Source organism: Mucilaginibacter terrae, from assembly GCF_031951985.1.
GTDB lineage: Bacteria > Bacteroidota > Bacteroidia > Sphingobacteriales > Sphingobacteriaceae > Mucilaginibacter > Mucilaginibacter terrae_A.
In genome coordinates this window covers 3,346,664-3,364,075 of the sequence record NZ_JAVLVU010000001.1, presented here as the reverse complement: position 1 = coordinate 3,364,075, position 17,412 = coordinate 3,346,664, and the positions used below count along the sequence as shown (strand labels likewise).

Below are 17,412 nucleotides of genomic sequence, written 5' to 3'. Positions count from 1 at the left end.
ATGAGCTGTTTTAAGCTCAAAAAAATCAATACAAGCACTTTAAAATCAACTCATTACAAGCTAATTCGGTGACCTAAATTAGCTAATTCAAACAGGTCACCGAATAGGTCACCGAATGAATCATAAAAGGCGGTTTGATTTGAGAGGTTATGACATAAAAAAACCGCTTAAATCAATGATTTAAGCGGTTATAAACGGTTTTGATACCTTTTTAGCGGAATGGACGGGACTCGAACCCGCGACCCCATGCGTGACAGGCATGTATTCTAACCAGCTGAACTACCACTCCTCCCGTTTGGGACTGCAAATATAGAAATCATATTTACATTGTGCAAGAACTATTTTAAAATTTATGCAACCGTGCCTTCTTTTAATTTTTCGGCATTTTCGGCAAACTGTAACGATTCCATAATCTCCTGTAAATCACCGTTCATGACGTTAGGGAGGTTATAAATGGTCAGTCCAATGCGGTGTTCGGTAACACGGCCTTGCGGGTAATTGTAGGTGCGCACCTTGGCCGAACGGTCGCCGGTTGATACCATGGTCTTGCGTTTTTTCGAAGTTTCCTCCAAATGTTTCTGCAATTCCATTTCGTAAACGCGCGAGCGGAGTACCTGCAATGCCTTGTCGTAGTTCTTCAACTGCGATTTTTGATCCTGGCACTGAGCCACAATGCCGGTAGGTAAGTGGGTTAAACGTACGGCAGAGTAGGTGGTGTTTACCGATTGTCCACCCGGACCAGACGCACAGAACAGATCCTTACGGATATCGCTTACCTGCAAATCAATATCAAACTCATCAACCTCAGGTAAAACCACTACGGTAGCTGCCGAGGTATGTACACGGCCCTGTGTTTCGGTATCGGGTACACGTTGCACGCGGTGCACACCCGATTCAAATTTAAGGGTGCCATAAGCATCATCGGCCAGTACGTTCAATACAACCTCTTTATAGCCGCCCGATGTGCCCTCTGTAAAGTCTACCAGTTCAGTTTTCCAGCCGCGGCGCTCACAGTAGCGCATATACATGCGGTAAAGATCACCCGCAAAAAGAGCAGCTTCATCGCCACCGGTGCCGCCACGTATCTCAATAATAGCATGTTTGGCATCTTCCGGATCTTTCGGGATCAACATTAACCTGATCTCCTCTTCCTTCTCTTCACGTTTAACTATGAGTTCATCCAGCTCCATTTTAGCCATCTCCCGAAAATCAGCATCCTTTTCGGTAGCCAAAATTTCTTTATTAGCTTCAATGTTGCTCATAATGTTCTTGTATATCTTGTACTGATCTACAATAACCGTTAAATCCTTATATTCTTTGCTCAGCTGCGCAAAGCGCTTCATATCAGCCATGGCATCGGGGCTGCTTAGCTCGCCTTCCACCGTTTGCCAGCGGTCACGTATCAATTCTAATTTATCTAACATGATGTTTTATCTCATTTTTTGAAAAGCACTTGCAGTAGTTCTTTGGTCCCGATAGTCCCGCTTTACGCTGCAAGTTTTGCTCCTTTTGCTTTGGCCGGCCCACCCGCAAAAGCTTTACGCTGCAATCGGGTTTATTACACCAGGGCCTGTGCAAAAAAGTTCACAAAGGTATGCAAAATCAGCAAGAATAGTTATACCACAAGGCGTTATAGGGTAAGCCAAAAGTAAAATGAATAATTTAGTAATGTATTAAATGGTATTAGCCGTGGAATCAGCCTTAAACGTAAAATTGAAATAGCCTGAGCTAATGAGCCGCAAATCCTTCCAAGGTTGTGAAATTGCTTTTCAGGCTTTCGCAAAGCTCAAACAGGTTTTCGATAGCTACCTGCGCAGCTAATTGACCGCCCCATTTGCTAAGGCAATGCTCCCATATACTGGTAAAATTGGTTATGCTGGCTACTACCTGCACCACGTATTGCACCGATGCTTCTGAACTTTCAAACTCTATGGCATCCAGCACATGCAGCTGCTTCATCAGGTCGTACACTAAAAACGGCAAACGCTTATTGGCAATAACCCTTATGTTGGTTTCGGCGGCATTTACTTTAGCATCGTAAGAGCTTTCAATATCCACCTTTTGTGCTTCAATATAGGTGAGCACCATATTTTTCAATGCGCTTTGTATTTGTTGTAACTGAGCGTTCATACTGGTAACGGCAACGGGTAGAGCTATAACTACAAATAAAATGATATATTGTTGGCAGCCAAATGCTTTTGCGTAAATTGCATAGCAATGTCCTTATAAAACCAATTGTAAATAAGTTTGCTTAACATTAATTATGAATGCAAAACAAAGCGCCTCATTGCCCTCAGCTAACACCGCCGAAGAAGAAAGAGACAGGTACCTTAACACGTTGCCCCCGGCTCAGCGCGTAAGCACATGGAGCACTGGCACTCTTTGGAGTATTATTATTTTATTTGCTGTTCTCCTAATCATCCTGATTGTGGGAGCTATAATTATGTTTGCTTAGTAAAAAAGGGTTAATAGCCAACTTGTTCAAACATTATCATCATTAAAACTCAATCGCCTTTTTAAGAGTTATATCTACCTAAACATTGTTGTTATGATGAGGTCGATATGGAAAGGCTCGATAGGCTTTGGGCTGGTAAATATTCCGGTAAAGTTATTTTCTGCCGTGCAAAGCAGCTCACTCGATCTGGATATGCTCGATGGCCGCGATCATGCCAAAATTCGTTTTTTGCGGGTGAATGAAAATACGCATAAAGAAGTGCCCTACGATAAAATTGTGCGTGCCTATAAGCTTAATGACGATTATGTGGTAATTGAGCAGCGCGACTTTGAAGACGCCAGTCCCGAGAAAACCAAACTCATCGAAATAGAAAGCTTTGTAGAGGCCAAGGATATTAACCCCATGTACTACGAAACATCGTACTACGCCGAACCCGATGCCAAAAATAGCAAGGCGTACAACCTGCTTTTCCAGGCACTCAAAAAAACCGGTAAAGCAGGTTTTGGCCGCTTTGTGCTGCGCAATACCGAAAGCCTGTGCATTATTCACCCGGTAGAAAAAGCTTTGGTGGTGAGTAAAATTCGTTTTGCGCAGGAATTGCGTAGCACCAATGACCTCAAACTGCCTGATGCTACTGTAACCAAAAAAGAGCTCGACATGGGCCTGGCGCTCATTAAACAGTATACCGATGATTTTAATGTATCGAAGTTTAAGGATGAGTATACCGAAGAACTGTTGAAAATCATTAAGGCTAAAGCCAAAGGCAAACGACCGACTATTAAGAAACTTAAGGTGGCCAAAACCAGCAGCGACGATCTGTACGATCAGTTAATGCAGAGCCTCAACAAGAAAGGAGCCTAAGCCATGAGTTTAGAAAAGTACGAGGCCAAGCGCGATTTTAAAAAAACAGCCGAACCAAAGGGTGGCAAAAGCGATAACAAAGAGCTGCGTTTTGTAATACAGCGCCACCATGCCTCGCGCCTGCATTACGATTTTAGACTGGAACTGGATGGCGTGCTTAAAAGCTGGGCTGTGCCTAAGGGCCCCTCGCTCAACCCTGGCGATAAGCGTTTGGCCATGATGGTAGAAGATCACCCTTATGATTACCAGTATTTTGAAGGTATTATTCCCAACGGCGAATATGGGGGCGGCATTGTGATAACCTGGGATAAAGGCACCTATCAATCATTAGCCAACGACCGCAAGGATGATATCAAGGAATTGCGCAAAGGCTTAAAGGCAGGCAACCTCAAATTCAGGCTTAACGGCGATATTTTGAACGGCGAATTTGCGCTGGTAAAATTGCATAATGCCGAAAAAGAGGATGATAACGCATGGCTCCTCATCAAACACAAGGATGATTATGCCGTAACTAAAAAGTTCGATAGCGAGGCTTTTGTGCCTGATAATATTAAGGTGCTAAAGAATAATAAAGACGGCAAGGTAAAAAAACTACCCAAGCATAAATTATTGGATGTTGATTTGCCCAAGGCCAAACCAGTAGCCAAAAAGAAAGAAGCCAAGGCCACAGGTGCCGGAGAAAAAGAAGTTGGTCACCGCCGCTATAAACCCATGCTGGCCAAGCTGGAGCCCGAGATATTTGACGATAAAGACTGGTTGTACGAAATGAAGATCGACGGCTACCGGGCGTTGGGTTATACCGGTAAAGATGCCGCTTTAGTATCGCGCAATGGTATTGAGTTTAACAGCAAGTACGAAAAGGTTTTTGAAGACATTAAGGTACTGCCCAAGGGAGCGGTGTTAGACGGTGAAATTGTAGTGGAGGACAGTCGTGGTCGCAGTGTTTTCCAGGATCTGCAAAATTACGACAGCAGCAAAAACAAGCATTTGCTCAAATATTACGTGTTCGACCTGTTGCAATTGGATGGTCATGATTTGCGGGAGCTGCCGCTTATTAAACGCAAGGAACTGTTGAAAGCCTTTGTTGGCACCTTTCCTAAAGATACTTCCATTTTTTATATGGAACATACTGTTGGCAAAGGGAAGGATATGTTGTTGAAAGCCCAGAAACAGGGTTGGGAAGGGGTGATTGGCAAAGATATGGACAGTGCCTACGATTGCGGTCGCCGGTCAGACCGATGGTTGAAGTTCAAGATTCAAAAATCGCAGGAGGCCATTATTTGCGGCTTTACCGAACCTAAGGGGAGTAGGAAGCATTTGGGATCGCTGGTGCTGGGTATACAGCAGGGCGAGAATATTAAATACGTAGGCAACTGCGGTACTGGTTTTAACACCGAAAGCCTGAAAGACCTGTACGGCAAGCTCGAACCACTGATTACCGACGAGCGACCCTTTGAAGATAAGATAAATTACCATGGCAAAGTAACCTGGGTAAAACCCGAGTTGGTTTGCGAAGTGTTTTATGCCGAATGGACCGAAGAAGGCAGCATGCGGCACCCCGTTTTTAAAGGATTACGTATGGACAAAGAACCCGATAACGTGCTACAGGAAACACCCGATAAGCAACTGGCCGACGAAATCACCGTTGCCTATGGCCGCAAAAAGGTAAAGCTAACCAACCAAAACAAGCTCTACTGGAAAAAAGAAGGGATAAGCAAGGGCGAGCTTTTAAACTATTACCGCGAAATTGCGCAATATATATTGCCTTACCTGAAAGACAAAGCACTATCCATGCGTCGGCAGCCTAATGGTATCGACGACCCGGGCTTTTTCCAAAAAGATGTGGACGAAACCCATCTGCCCAAATGGGTAAAAACCGAAAAGTTGTACTCGGAAAGTAATGATAAAAACATCAACTACATTGTGGGCAATGATGAGGCGACACTTCTATATGTGGTGAACCTCGGCAGCATTGAGATAAACCCCTGGCTCAGCAGTTACAAAAAGCCCGATAACCCCGATTATGTGGTGATAGACGTTGACCCCCACGATGTGCCATTTACCGAGGCCGTACAGGTGGCCTTGAAAACCAAAGAAGTATTCGACCGCATGAAACTCAAAACTTTCATCAAAACATCGGGCTCAAAAGGCCTGCACATTTATTGTTACCTGGGCGCTAAATACGACTATGATTTTGTAAAGTTGTTTGCCGAATACGCCGCTCAACTGGTTCATGCCGAACTGCCCGACATTACCAGTATTGAACGCAGCCCGGCCAAGCGTCCCAACAAAACCTATATCGACTTTTTGCAAAACCGCCGTGGACAAACCATTGCCGCCCCGTATTCGGTACGGCCAAAGCCCGGCGCAACCGTATCAACCCCGCTGCATTGGTATGAGGTAAACGAAAAACTATCCCTAGCTGATTTTACTATTTATACCCTGCCAGAGCGCCTCAAAAAAATTGAAGACCCGTGGAAAGATATTCATAAAAATAAAGCCGATTTGAAAAAGGCGCTGGAATATTTAAAGGATAAAGTAGACATGGAATAATGGGGTTAATCATAAGATATCAAGCAGGGCTTTAGCGTATTGGCTTTGCCTGGTAAGACAAGGAGGAAGTTGTAATCAGCTTTTCGGATCAGAAATATTGACGCTACATTTGCTTTTACTATTTTAGTATATTATGCAAGACATTAGTAGTCATATTTGTCAGGCTTTCGGTATCAGCATACAAGACGCTAATGTTTTCCTTGCTGCTTTCAAGATGACCGAGCTTAAAAAAAACGAGGTCTTTATTTCCGAAGGAAAAATATGCAATAAGATAGGGCTGATTAAAAAAGGGCTGATGAAATGCGTATTTAAAAAAGACGGAAAGGATGTGATATTTGAGTTTGCCTACGAAAACAGTTTTGTATCGGACTACTATAGTTTTGTAACCCATACTCCATCTGTTAAGGATATTATCTGTCTGGAGAATACTGTTGTTTATATTATAGACAGACAGCAACTTGAAACATTAGGCAGAACGCATTCGTTCATAGAAGGTATGAGCCGCAAGACCAATGAATACCTGTTTCTGAAAATGCACGACCGCTTAAGATCAATGATGATGGATACCGCTGCTGAACGCTATATTAGACTCATTAAGGAGCGTCCAGATCTTGCTAACCGTATTCCCCAATACCTGCTGGCCTCTTACCTCAATGTTCAACCGGAAACAGTAAGCCGTATCCGCAGTAAAATCGCTTAAAAATCGCTTCTTGATCCAGGTCAACAAATGTTTCGTTAAACAAACATAGCTTTGGTTGTACACACATGTAAAAAACGGTGTGACCTTAATCAATATGAATGATATCGAAATGCTTTTAAAGCAGTCAGGCGATGCCTATAAATGGATTGATAAACTTATCAGTTCTGTTCCTTATGAGCAATGGGATGCAACCCCGGATGTTGTTGAATCAAACATTAGCTGGCAGGTGGGGCACCTGATAATAAGCTATTACTTTCACTCGGTCATGGTGATCAAGGGTCACCGGTCAAATATCCTCCAGAAATTGCCATTAAAAGAATATGACAAATTATTTATTGATGGTGCACCGATTGCTGTGGCAGGTAAAATAAGCCCTGCGGACCTTCACTCGCAGCTAAAGTTTATCAGCAGTGCATCATTAGAAATCATCAGCAGCTTGCGACCAGAAGAATTGGAGGAAATGCTTGCCGATACCACAACCCCTCACCCTGTCGCCAAAAACAAGTTTGAGGCATTGGATTGGAACATCAAACATACCATGTGGCATTGTGGGCAGATTGCTATATTAAAACGTATTACCAATAATCGGTTCGATTTTGAACTTAAAAGACAAAGGCAGTGATTTAATTTTTAATTTAGACTCCGATACCAGACCGGATTTTGCTGAAAGTTCCTGAAAAAACCTCATCTTCCCTCATTGGATAAACCGCCAGTGTCGTCCTTGCGCTTACACAACTGCGACCAACACGGCTAATACGAGCCGACGAAATGCCTATAACGCAAAAAGCTCAAATTTTTCGACTTAAGGCTTTAAAACCAAAGCTGATTTAAAAAAGGCGCTCGAGTATTTGAAGGATAAGGTAGATATGGAGTAAGCGTTTACAGAAGATAGTTTTATTAAATCAGAAATATTAAAATCTACCGTTCTAATAGATAAATAAAATTTTTCTTGCAAATACCATATTTAACTCTTTAATTTACAACCGTAAGCAAAGGCCTACAAAACAACAATGATTTTTAACAACACCATTATTACTACAATTATTACCACCGGCGGATAACGGAGGAAGGTAATTGTATGGTGTAACCAAAATAAAGAAAACCAACAAAAACGCCTTCCTCCAAACGGGGAAGGCGTTTTTGTTTATCACGCAACATGAAAGTTTTAAAATTCGGAGGAACATCGGTAGGTACGGCACAAAGTATTGGCGCTGTAATGGACATTGTTAAACAAGAACATCAAAACGGCGAAGGCCTGGTGGTGGTTTTATCGGCCATGAGCGGGGTAACCAACCTGTTGGTTGATATGGCCGAACGCGCCGCCACTGGGAACGATTTTTCGAAGCACCTGGCTGCTTTAGAAATTCGTCATTTTGAGGTGGTTAAACAACTGTTGGATATTCCGCAGCAAAACCCGGTTTACACCCGCCTTAAAATTTACTTTAACCAGCTGGAAGACCTGTTGCAGGGTGTAATGGTGCTCAAAGAGCTTACTCCAAAAACCCGCGACCTTATCCTCAGCTATGGCGAGCGTTGCTCAACCCTGCTCATTAGCCGCATGGCCTTACAGCATTTTAATGATGCCGTTTATGTAGATGCCAGCGAGGTGGTAAAAACCGACAACAGCTTTGGTCAAGCCCGTGTAAATACCGAGTTAACCGATCTGCTTATCCGTGGTTTGGCTACTGAAAACGAGGGCAAAGTATTGTTTGTAACCGGCTTTATTGCCAGTAATGAGGCCGGCCAGGTAACCACCCTTGGCCGTGGCGGGAGCGATTACACCGCCGCCATATTTGCATCGGCATTAAACGCCAGCGAAATCCAGATATGGACCGACGTAAACGGTATGATGACCGCCGATCCGCGTATGGTTAAAAAGGCTTTCTCATTGCCCGAACTTACTTATACCGAGGCTATGGAGCTTTCATACTTCGGCGCAAAGGTAATTTATCCGCCAACCATGACCCCGGCGTTTCTCAAACGCATCCCTATTGTCATAAAAAACACTTTCGATACTGCTTTTGAAGGCACCGTAATTAAGCATAACTGCCAGGATTCAAACCTGCCTATCAAAGGTATATCGTCTATCGATCATATCAGCATCATCAACCTTGAGGGTAGCGGCATGGTGGGCAAGGCTGGCTTTAGCGGTCGTTTGTTCTCATTGCTGGCCCGCGAGCAAATCAATGTAATGCTCATCACTCAATCATCTTCCGAGCATAGCATCACCTTCGCTGTTCAGCCTAAAGATGCCGAAAGGGCATGCCGCTTAATGGAGCAGGAATTTGAACTTGAGCTGGGTGCACAAAAACTGGAAGTTCCGGTTATAGAAGCCGATTTAGCCGTACTGGCCATAGTGGGCGAAAACATGCGCAAAACTCCGGGTATGTCGGGCAGGTTGTTCCATGCGTTAGGCCGTAACGGTGTAAACGTAAGGGCAATTGCGCAAGGTTCATCAGAGTATAATATTTCGGTTATCATTTCGGCTACCGATTTAGCTAAAGCGGTAAATGCCGTGCACGATGCCTTTTTTATCCAATTTAATAAAACGCTTAACGTGTTTTGCCTGGGTACCGGTAATATTGGCAAAACACTGTTTGAGCAATTACAAAAGCACCGCGAATTTTTACAGGAGCATAACAGCATACAGGTTAAAATTGCAGGCATAAGCAACACACGCAAAATGCGTTTTAGCGTTGATGGCCTGGACTTAACCGACTGGCACGCCGACCTTGACGCCTATGGCGAACAGGCCGACCTGACCGAGTTTGTGGCCCGCATGAAAGAAATGAACTTACCAAACTGTGTGTTTATTGACAATACTGCAAGTCCGCAACCAATAGCTTTTTACGAAGGCATATTCAAATCCACTATATCCATTGTTACCTGTAACAAGATCGGCAACTCGGGTTCATACAGCCAGTATGAAACATTCAGGGATACCGCCCGCAAGCATGGGGTTGATTTCTTCTACGAAACCAACGTGGGTGCAGGTCTGCCAATCATCCGTACCTTAAAAGATTTAATGGTAAGCGGCGACCGTGTGCAAAAGATAGAGGCCATATTATCGGGTACTATTTCGTTCATCTTTAACAACTTTAAAGGCAACGCTAACTTCCATGACGTAGTTAAAACCGCCCAGGAAAAAGGCTTTACCGAACCTGACCCGCGCGATGATTTGAGCGGCAAAGACTTTATGCGTAAGATATTGATCCTGGCGCGCGATGCCGGTCATAAAATGGAAGCCGAGGATGTAGACATAGAGAATATGCTGCCGCAAGCTTGTTTAGATGCCCGCACCGTAACCGAGTTTTACGCTGCACTAAAAGCTAATGCAGCCTACTTTAATAAACTGAAACAGGACGCTGAAGCGAGTGGCAAAGTATTGCGTTATATAGGTAAACTGGAAGATGGTAAAGCATCCATCACCCTGCAAATGGTTGATGAAACGCATCCGTTCTACAGCATGTCGGGCAGTGACAACATCATTGCCTTTACCACTGATCGTTACAAAGAGCGCCCGATGGTAGTAAAAGGCCCGGGTGCAGGAGCCGAAGTAACCGCTGCCGGTGTATTTGCCGATTTGATAAATGTAGGCGCTAATTAAGAATAAAGAGTACAGAATAAGGAATCAAGACGCTTTTTGTAGCGTAAAATAAATGGAACAAGAATTAGAAGAAGCGATGCCAGTAAAGAATTTGAACCAGCACCCAGTTATTGGCACCGAGGTAAAGGTTTTTGCCCCGGCTACCGTGGCTAACGTGGTATGCGGGTTTGACGTACTGGGCTTTGCGGTTAACGAGCCGGGCGATGAGGTAATTATGCGGGTTACCGATAAGCCGGGCATTACCATCAGCAAAATTACCGGCGATAACGGCCGCCTGCCGCTTGCTGCCGAAAAGAACACGGTAAGCGTAAGCGTACAGCATTATTTAGAAAGCATTGGCCGTACCGATATTGGTTTAGATATTGAACTGCACAAAAAAATGCCCATAGGCAGCGGATTAGGCAGCAGTAGCGCCAGTACGGTTGCAGGTTTATTTGCCATAAAAACCCTTTTGGGCGATGATACCGATGTAGCCAAGCTATTGCCCTTTGCCATGAAGGGTGAGGAAATGGCCTGTGGTCATGGTCACGCCGATAACGTGGCACCGGCCTTGCTGGGCGGCTTTGTACTTATCCGTAGCTATGAGCCGCTGGACGTGATACGTTTACCGCATCCTAAAGATTTGTATTGCGCCATCGTATTCCCCGATGTGGATGTGCCCACCCGCGAGGCACGCCAGATCATCCGCGATAAAATATATATGAAGGATGCCGTTACCCAGTGGGGCAATATTGCCGGGTTGGTGAGCGGACTGTACACCCAGGATATTGACCTGATTGGCCGCAGCATGAAAGATGTACTGGTTGAGCCGGTGCGCTCCATGCTCATCCCCGATTTTTATGTAATGCGCGAACTGGCCATGAAAGCCGGTGCCGTAAGCTTCGGTATCTCAGGTTCGGGTCCATCGGTATTTGCCTTTACCCGCGATGAGGAAACTGCTAAAACTATTACGCAAATACTGCAAAGCCATTTGGCCAGTATTAAAATTGCATCAAACGCCTACGTGTCTACTATTAATGATGCAGGGCCGAGAGTGATTTAGAGGCAGTGATTTAGTGGCAGTAGCACTGAGAAGCAAGAACCAGGAACTAAATAAACCAAGATTCAAAACTGTCATTTCGAACGATAGAGAGAAATCTTTCAGAGTGATGAGCTTTACCACTAAGATTACTCCCTATCCGTACAGCATGGCATAAACAACACAAAAAATAATTCCGCCGATGGCTGTGTCCTCACAGCTAACATAAGTAAATCATAATGAAACTTTACAGTACCAATAACCCTTCTTCGAAGGTATCTTTTCAGGAAGCCGTGTTTAACAGCATGCCGCAGGATAAAGGCCTGTATATGCCGGTTGAAATTCCGCGCCTGCCCGATAGCTTTTTTGAGCAATTGCCCAACTATACGCTGCCGCAGCTTGCCTTTGAGGTTGCCAAACATTTACTGGGCGATACCATTCCGCAAAGTGATTTAAAAGCCCTGATAGAAGATGCCGTTAACTTTGAAGCCCCGGCCGTTAAGCTGGAAGATGATGTTTATGTGCTTGAGCTTTTCCACGGACCATCATTGGCCTTTAAAGATTTTGGTGCACGTTTTATGAGTCGCGTAATGAGCTACTTTTTGCGCGAGGGCGAAAAACAATTAGACGTACTGGTAGCCACATCGGGCGATACCGGGGGTGCCGTGGCTTTGGGCTTTTTAGGTGTACCCAACACCCGTGTAACCATACTTTACCCTAAAGGTAAGGTAAGCGATATTCAGGAATTACAGTTAACCACCAACGGCCAAAACATACGTGCGCTTACTATTGATGGCACATTTGATGATTGCCAGGCACTGGTTAAACAAGCTTTTGTTGATGATGAACTTAACGCGGAGTTCCGTTTGACTTCGGCAAACTCTATTAATATTGCGCGGTTAATTCCGCAAACTTTCTATTATTTTAATGCCTATGCGCAACTACTGCGCGAAGGCAAAACCAACGTAGCTTTTTGTGTACCGAGCGGCAACTTTGGTAACATTGGTGCCGGTTTGCTGGCCTGGAAAATGGGCTTACCGGTAAAACAGTTTATTGCTGCTACTAATGCTAACGATACTGTTCCTGCATTTTTTAAAACCGGTATTTATGAGCCCAAGCCATCGGTAGCAACCCTATCAAACGCCATGGACGTAGGCAACCCAAGCAACTGGGTACGTATTGCCGATTTGTTTAAAGATGGCGCAGAGGCGCTTAAAACCCTCATGGTAAGCTTTAGCTATACCGATGCACAAACTACGGAAGCCATACAGCAGGTGTTTGACAAATACAACTATGTGGTTTGTCCGCACACTGCCATTGCCTGGAAAGCCTTAACCGAATGGCAGACGCAGCATAAAGGTGTTTCGGGCGTGTTTCTATCTACTGCACACCCATGCAAATTTCCGGATGTGTTCCCAGCCAATATTGCGGCGGCCATTGAAGTACCGGCGCAGGTTGAGGAACTGGAACAGCGCGAAAAGCAAGCCGTGAGTTTAGGCAAAGATTTTGAAGGGTTTAAGTCGTTTTTGTTGGAGAATAAATAGCATTCCGTTTCTAATCCATCATGTCATTTCGAACGATAGTGAGAGATCTTGTTAATTATGCAAAGCTGTATACCCTGACATGAATAACAGGATCTCTCACTATCGTTCGAGATGACAGATTAGTTTTTGAGATGTAATCTCCGTTAACATAATTCTGAAAATTCTGTAATTCAGTAAATTCTGATTCAGACAATTGCAGTTTGCGTTAGGGATAGTAGTGGAAAGCCCGGAGCGTAACATAGCGGAGTGAGGACTTGGAACGGATAGCCCGACCCGGAGGGAAACGCCCATAAATTCCTAAAAACTTTACATAAAAAATGCTGCAAAGCTGAGTGAAAACCCTCTTTGCAGCATCAATAATTTAATCTCCACGATCTTATTTCTGACGGAAAAATATTTGTATCGGTACACCTGAAAAATCAAAGTTTTCGCGCAGCTGATTTTCGATATAACGCTTGTATGGCTCTTTAATATACTGAGGCAGGTTACAAAAGAAGGCAAACATGGGCGATGTGCCGTTAATTTGCGTAACGTACTTAATTTTTACGTGCTTGCCTTTAAGTGCCGGTGGTGGATAATGCTCGATGATAGGCAGCATCACGTCGTTCAGTTTTGAGGTTGGGATCTTTTTAGCGCGGTTTTTGTAAACGTCTGCTGCAGTTTCGATAACCTTTAGCAGGCGTTGCTTCTCAAGCACCGAAGTGAACACGATAGGCACATCGGTAAATGGTGCTATCTTCTCGCGTATCTGCTCTTCAAAAACCTTGATCGTCTTATTGTTCTTTTCGATCAAATCCCACTTGTTTACTACCAGGATAATACCTTTTTTATTCTTTTCGGCCAGGTGGAAAATATTAATATCCTGCGATTCGAGACCTTCTTGTGCATCGATCATGAGGATGATCACGTCGGCTTCTTCGAGGGCCTTGATGGTACGCATTACCGAGTAAAACTCGATGTTCTCTTTTACCTTGGTTTTTTTGCGTAAACCGGCGGTATCAATCAGCATAAACTCGTGGCCGTAACGGTTGTAGTGTATGTGTATCGAATCGCGCGTGGTACCGGCAATAGGCGTAACAATATTACGTTCCTGGCCAATAAGAGCATTGATGATAGAGGATTTACCCACGTTAGGGCGGCCAACAATGGCATACTTAGGCAGGGTGTTTTCTTCGGCAGGTTCTTCGTCGAAGGTTTTGATCACCTCGTCGAGCAACTCACCTGTACCCGAACCTGTCATGGATGAAATATTGTAAATATCGCCTAAGCCTAATGAATAAAATTCAGTAGCGTCTGACTGCTGTGCGTTGTTATCTACCTTGTTTACCACCACAAATACCGGCTTTTTGCCTTTGCGGAGTATATCGGCAATTTCATCGTCAAGGTCGGTTATGCCGGTGGTTACATCAACCACAAATAAAATGCAGGTTGCCTCTTCAATGGCAATAACTACCTGCTCGCGTATGGCTACTTCAAAAACATCGTCAGAATTGGCTACGTAGCCCCCGGTATCAATTACGTTAAAGCTGCGACCAACCCACTCGGCAATGCCGTAATGGCGATCGCGCGTAACGCCGCTAAAATCGTCAACTATGGCCTTGCGGCTTTCGGTAAGCCTGTTATATAAAGTGGATTTGCCTACGTTAGGGCGGCCCACAATAGCTACTATGTTACTCATATTTATATTAGATTCAGGAATCAAGAGTATAGAATACAGATAAAAATCTGTTCATTCTCCCGATAGCCTTATGTCTGTATTCTTGATTCTATATTCTTTACTCTATTCCTTAGTCTTCGTACCCAAATTTCTTCAGGTAGTTTTTCTTGCTGCGCCAGTCGCCTATTACCTTAACAAACATTTGGAGGAATACCTTACGTTGGAAGAACTCTTCCATGCTGCGGCGGGCATAAGTGCCAACAATTTTAAGCATTTCACCGTTTTTGCCGATAATGATATTCTTTTGCGAGTCGCGCTCTACAATAATTTCGGCGCTGATGCGGTATATATCCTCCTCTAAAAACTCGGTAATAATAACCTCGGTACTGTAAGGTATCTCTTTTTTATACTGCTTAAATACCTGCTCGCGTATCATCTCTGAGGCAAAAAAGCGGTCGTTACGATCAGTTAAAAAGTCCTTTTCATAATAAGGCGGGTGCTCTGGCAAGTTTTCTATCACAAAGTCCATTACCCCGCGTACGTTATGATCCATTAGGGCCGATACTGCAAATATAGCCTTAGGATTTAGCTTTTGTTGCCAGTATTCTACTTTAGCCTTTACCGTTTCCTCGTCGCTTTTGTCGATCTTATTAATTAAAACAGCCAACGGAGCCAGCGAACCTTGCAGCTTTTCGAGTACTTCGTTTTCGTCGTGCGTTTCGTTAATGTCGGTAACCAGCAAAATCAGGTCGGCATCCACTATGGAGCCCGATACCTGGTGCATCATGCTTTCTTGCAGGGCATAATGCGGTTTAATTACACCGGGGGTATCCGAAAACACGATCTGATAATCGTCGGTATTCACCATACCCAGTATACGATGCCTTGTAGTTTGAGCCTTAGGAGTAATGATTGACATCTTTTCGCCCACAAACGCATTCATCAGGGTTGATTTCCCTGCGTTGGGTTTACCAATAATGCTCACAAAACCTGCCCGATGACTCATATGTAAAAAATTATTTAAAATAAATTTGGAGTACAAAGAAACGAATTATATCTTTGCAGTCCAATAAAAAAACAAACATAGTGCGGGATGGAGCAGTTGGTAGCTCGTCGGGCTCATAACCCGAAGGTCGTAGGTTCGAGTCCTGCTCCCGCTACCCAAGTTGGACAAAAGCCTTTTAGAGAAATCTGAGAGGCTTTTTTGTTTTAGAAATATATTCAATTTGGTGTGCTATTCGGTACACTGGTAGAATATGGCAGGTACACTAAAATCCTTTGTAACTATCTGGAGATTCTGATGAAAGTGACCATCCCATTCCGGGGCAAACTGAACACCCATTCCGCGGCAAACTGACCAGGGTATTCCGGGCGAAAGTGACCACTGTAATAGTGTAGCTGGTGCTGAAGAGCGAACCATCTTAAGGAGGCAGACATACACACCTCCTAAGCATGGCCAACTTAACAATCAGCATGAGTAAGATAAGAAAGATCTTAAAGTTGTACAGCCAGCAGCGTCCTCTAATGAGCATAGCTGCCCAGGTTGACGCATCCCGAAACACCGTAAAGAAGTACGTATCCGCCTTTAAGGCCAGCGGCTGCACGTTTGAAGAAGTCAATTCCCTGAACGACAAAGAGCTGGAAGACTTTTTTGGCAAGACCAGAGAGCAGCCACCCAGCAGCCGTATGCAGTCCATGCTACGGTGCTTCCCCCACGTAGATAAAGAACTGAAGCGTACCGGCATGACCCGCTATATGCTGTGGGAGGCCTATATCAAAGAGTTTCCTGATGGCTACAGGTACAGCCAGTTCTGCTTTTACTACAACCAATGGAAGGCCAGGGTCAATCCAACCATGCACATGGATCACAAAGCCGGAGATAAGCTGTATGTGGATTTTGCTGGTGAAAAGATGAACCTTACCGATAAGGATACCGGTGAGATCATATCAGTAGAAGTCTTTGTAGCCATACTAGGTGCCAGCCAGCTTACTTATGCAGAGGCTGTTATGAGCCAGCAAAAGGAAGACTTTATTGCCGCCTGCGAGAATACCCTGCACTTTATCGGCGGCGTACCCGCCGCCATTGTGCCGGATAACCTCAAAGCTGCCGTAACCAAAAGCAGCCGCTATGAGCCTACCCTGAATGAGACTTTTGAGGACTTTGCCGAACATTACGGTACCACCATCTTACCTGCGCGGGCGTACCGCCCGCGTGATAAAGCGCTGGTGGAAGGTGCTGTTAAGATCCTTTATAGCAAGGTCTATGCACCTTTAAACAAACAAACCTATCATTCTCTTGCAGACCTCAATGCAGCGATATGGGAAGCCCTGGAGGTGCATAACACCCAGTTCCTCAAAGGACGTAACTATAGCCGCAGGCTTCAGTTCGAGGAAGTAGAAAGGCATACACTCACCCCGCTTCCGGTCATGCGCTACCAGTTCAAACAGCACTTCTATGCCAAAGTGATCAAGAACGGGCATGTTAACCTGGGCCCTGATAAACACTACTACAGCGTTCCTTACCGCTACATCGGTAAACGGGTAAAGCTTTTATACTCACGCACAACCGTAGAGATCTTTTCTAACTATGAGCGGATCGCGCTGCACAAACGCAATAAGAATCCTTACGGCTATACGACAGATAAAGAGCACTTGGCCACCACACACCGCTTTAAGGCGGACTGGTCACCTGATATGTTCCTGGACTGGGCGGCCTCGATCCATGAGGATGTCAGGCTGTATATCCTGAAGATACTGGACCGCAAGCAGCACCCGGAACAGGCCTACAAGTCCTGCCTGGGGGTATTGGGCTTTGCCAAGAAAGCGGGTAACGAGCGCCTGATCGTCGCCTGCCAGCGTGCTTTAAGCTATGGCATTTACAACTATAAAACCATACAAACTATCCTGGAGAACAACATGGACAGCTATGAAGAAAGCCTGTTCGCAGACGAGCTGCCTATGCCCAGCCACAATAATATTAGAGGGGATTACAAATAAGCATTAATAACAAACAACTA

General features: G+C 44.7%; 13 protein-coding genes, 2 tRNA genes and 1 other annotated feature. Of the genes, 9 read left to right on the top strand and 6 right to left on the bottom strand.

From position 1 onward, the window contains the following. Nucleotides 1-215: 215 nt before the first annotated feature. From QE417_RS14215 to QE417_RS14205, 3 genes are all read right to left on the bottom strand, one after another. A tRNA-Asp gene (locus QE417_RS14215) sits at nt 216-289 on the bottom strand. A 61-nt stretch (nt 290-350) separates the two neighbouring features. Then, nucleotides 351-1,424 (bottom strand): peptide chain release factor 1, encoded by a 1,074-nt coding sequence (gene prfA, locus QE417_RS14210; protein WP_311951074.1) that lies wholly within the window; start codon nt 1,422-1,424, stop codon nt 351-353. A gap of 304 nt (nt 1,425-1,728) precedes the next feature. Continuing rightward, nucleotides 1,729-2,130: a hypothetical protein gene (locus tag QE417_RS14205; RefSeq protein ID WP_311951073.1), complete on the bottom strand. Its 402-nt coding sequence runs from the start codon at nt 2,128-2,130 to the stop codon at nt 1,729-1,731. A gap of 421 nt (nt 2,131-2,551) precedes the next feature. Between QE417_RS14205 and ku the strand changes: the two genes are divergently transcribed. The 7 genes from ku to thrC all read left to right on the top strand — a co-directional run bounded on the left by ku (nt 2,552) and on the right by thrC (nt 12,738). Continuing rightward, nucleotides 2,552-3,316, top strand: coding sequence for a non-homologous end joining protein Ku (gene ku / locus QE417_RS14200; RefSeq protein ID WP_311954671.1), 765 nt, complete (start codon nt 2,552-2,554; stop codon nt 3,314-3,316). Between the two features lie 3 nt (nt 3,317-3,319). Next, nucleotides 3,320-5,869 (top strand): DNA ligase D, encoded by a 2,550-nt coding sequence (gene ligD / locus QE417_RS14195; protein WP_311951071.1) that lies wholly within the window; start codon nt 3,320-3,322, stop codon nt 5,867-5,869. Between the two features lie 133 nt (nt 5,870-6,002). Beyond that, nucleotides 6,003-6,569: a Crp/Fnr family transcriptional regulator gene (locus tag QE417_RS14190; protein ID WP_311951070.1), complete on the top strand. Its 567-nt coding sequence runs from the start codon at nt 6,003-6,005 to the stop codon at nt 6,567-6,569. A 94-nt stretch (nt 6,570-6,663) separates the two neighbouring features. Beyond that, nucleotides 6,664-7,191, top strand: coding sequence for a DinB family protein (locus QE417_RS14185; RefSeq protein WP_311951069.1), 528 nt, complete (start codon nt 6,664-6,666; stop codon nt 7,189-7,191). A 401-nt stretch (nt 7,192-7,592) separates the two neighbouring features. Next, nucleotides 7,593-7,714 (top strand) — a sequence feature (Thr leader region). Nucleotides 7,715-7,725: 11 nt separating this feature from the next. Further along, nucleotides 7,726-10,176, top strand: coding sequence for a bifunctional aspartate kinase/homoserine dehydrogenase I (gene thrA, locus QE417_RS14180; protein ID WP_311951067.1), 2,451 nt, complete (start codon nt 7,726-7,728; stop codon nt 10,174-10,176). A 76-nt stretch (nt 10,177-10,252) separates the two neighbouring features. Beyond that, complete coding sequence (locus tag QE417_RS14175; protein ID WP_311954669.1) at nt 10,253-11,218, top strand: homoserine kinase; 966 nt, start codon at nt 10,253-10,255, stop codon at nt 11,216-11,218. Nucleotides 11,219-11,433: 215 nt separating this feature from the next. After that, nucleotides 11,434-12,738, top strand: a complete 1,305-nt coding sequence (gene thrC, locus QE417_RS14170) for a threonine synthase (protein WP_311951066.1) — start codon at nt 11,434-11,436, stop codon at nt 12,736-12,738. Nucleotides 12,739-13,114: 376 nt separating this feature from the next. On the opposite strand, the gene der is transcribed toward thrC, so the two are convergent. Both der and era read right to left on the bottom strand, forming a co-directional pair. Beyond that, entirely contained in the window at nt 13,115-14,416 is a 1,302-nt protein-coding gene (gene der, locus QE417_RS14165) for a ribosome biogenesis GTPase Der (protein WP_311951064.1), read from the bottom strand. Between the two features lie 109 nt (nt 14,417-14,525). Further along, nucleotides 14,526-15,401 (bottom strand): GTPase Era, encoded by an 876-nt coding sequence (era, locus tag QE417_RS14160; RefSeq protein ID WP_311951062.1) that lies wholly within the window; start codon nt 15,399-15,401, stop codon nt 14,526-14,528. Between the two features lie 81 nt (nt 15,402-15,482). On the opposite strand from era, the gene QE417_RS14155 reads away from it, so the two are divergent. Then, a tRNA-Met gene (locus QE417_RS14155) sits at nt 15,483-15,559 on the top strand. Nucleotides 15,560-15,629: 70 nt separating this feature from the next. On the opposite strand, the gene QE417_RS14150 is transcribed toward QE417_RS14155, so the two are convergent. Next, entirely contained in the window at nt 15,630-15,815 is a 186-nt protein-coding gene (locus tag QE417_RS14150) for a hypothetical protein (protein ID WP_311951060.1), read from the bottom strand. A gap of 53 nt (nt 15,816-15,868) precedes the next feature. Here QE417_RS14150 and istA point away from each other — a divergent pair, with 53 nt between their 5' ends. Beyond that, nucleotides 15,869-17,392 (top strand): IS21 family transposase, encoded by a 1,524-nt coding sequence (istA, locus tag QE417_RS14145; protein ID WP_311951058.1) that lies wholly within the window; start codon nt 15,869-15,871, stop codon nt 17,390-17,392. Nucleotides 17,393-17,412: the final 20 nt, after the last annotated feature.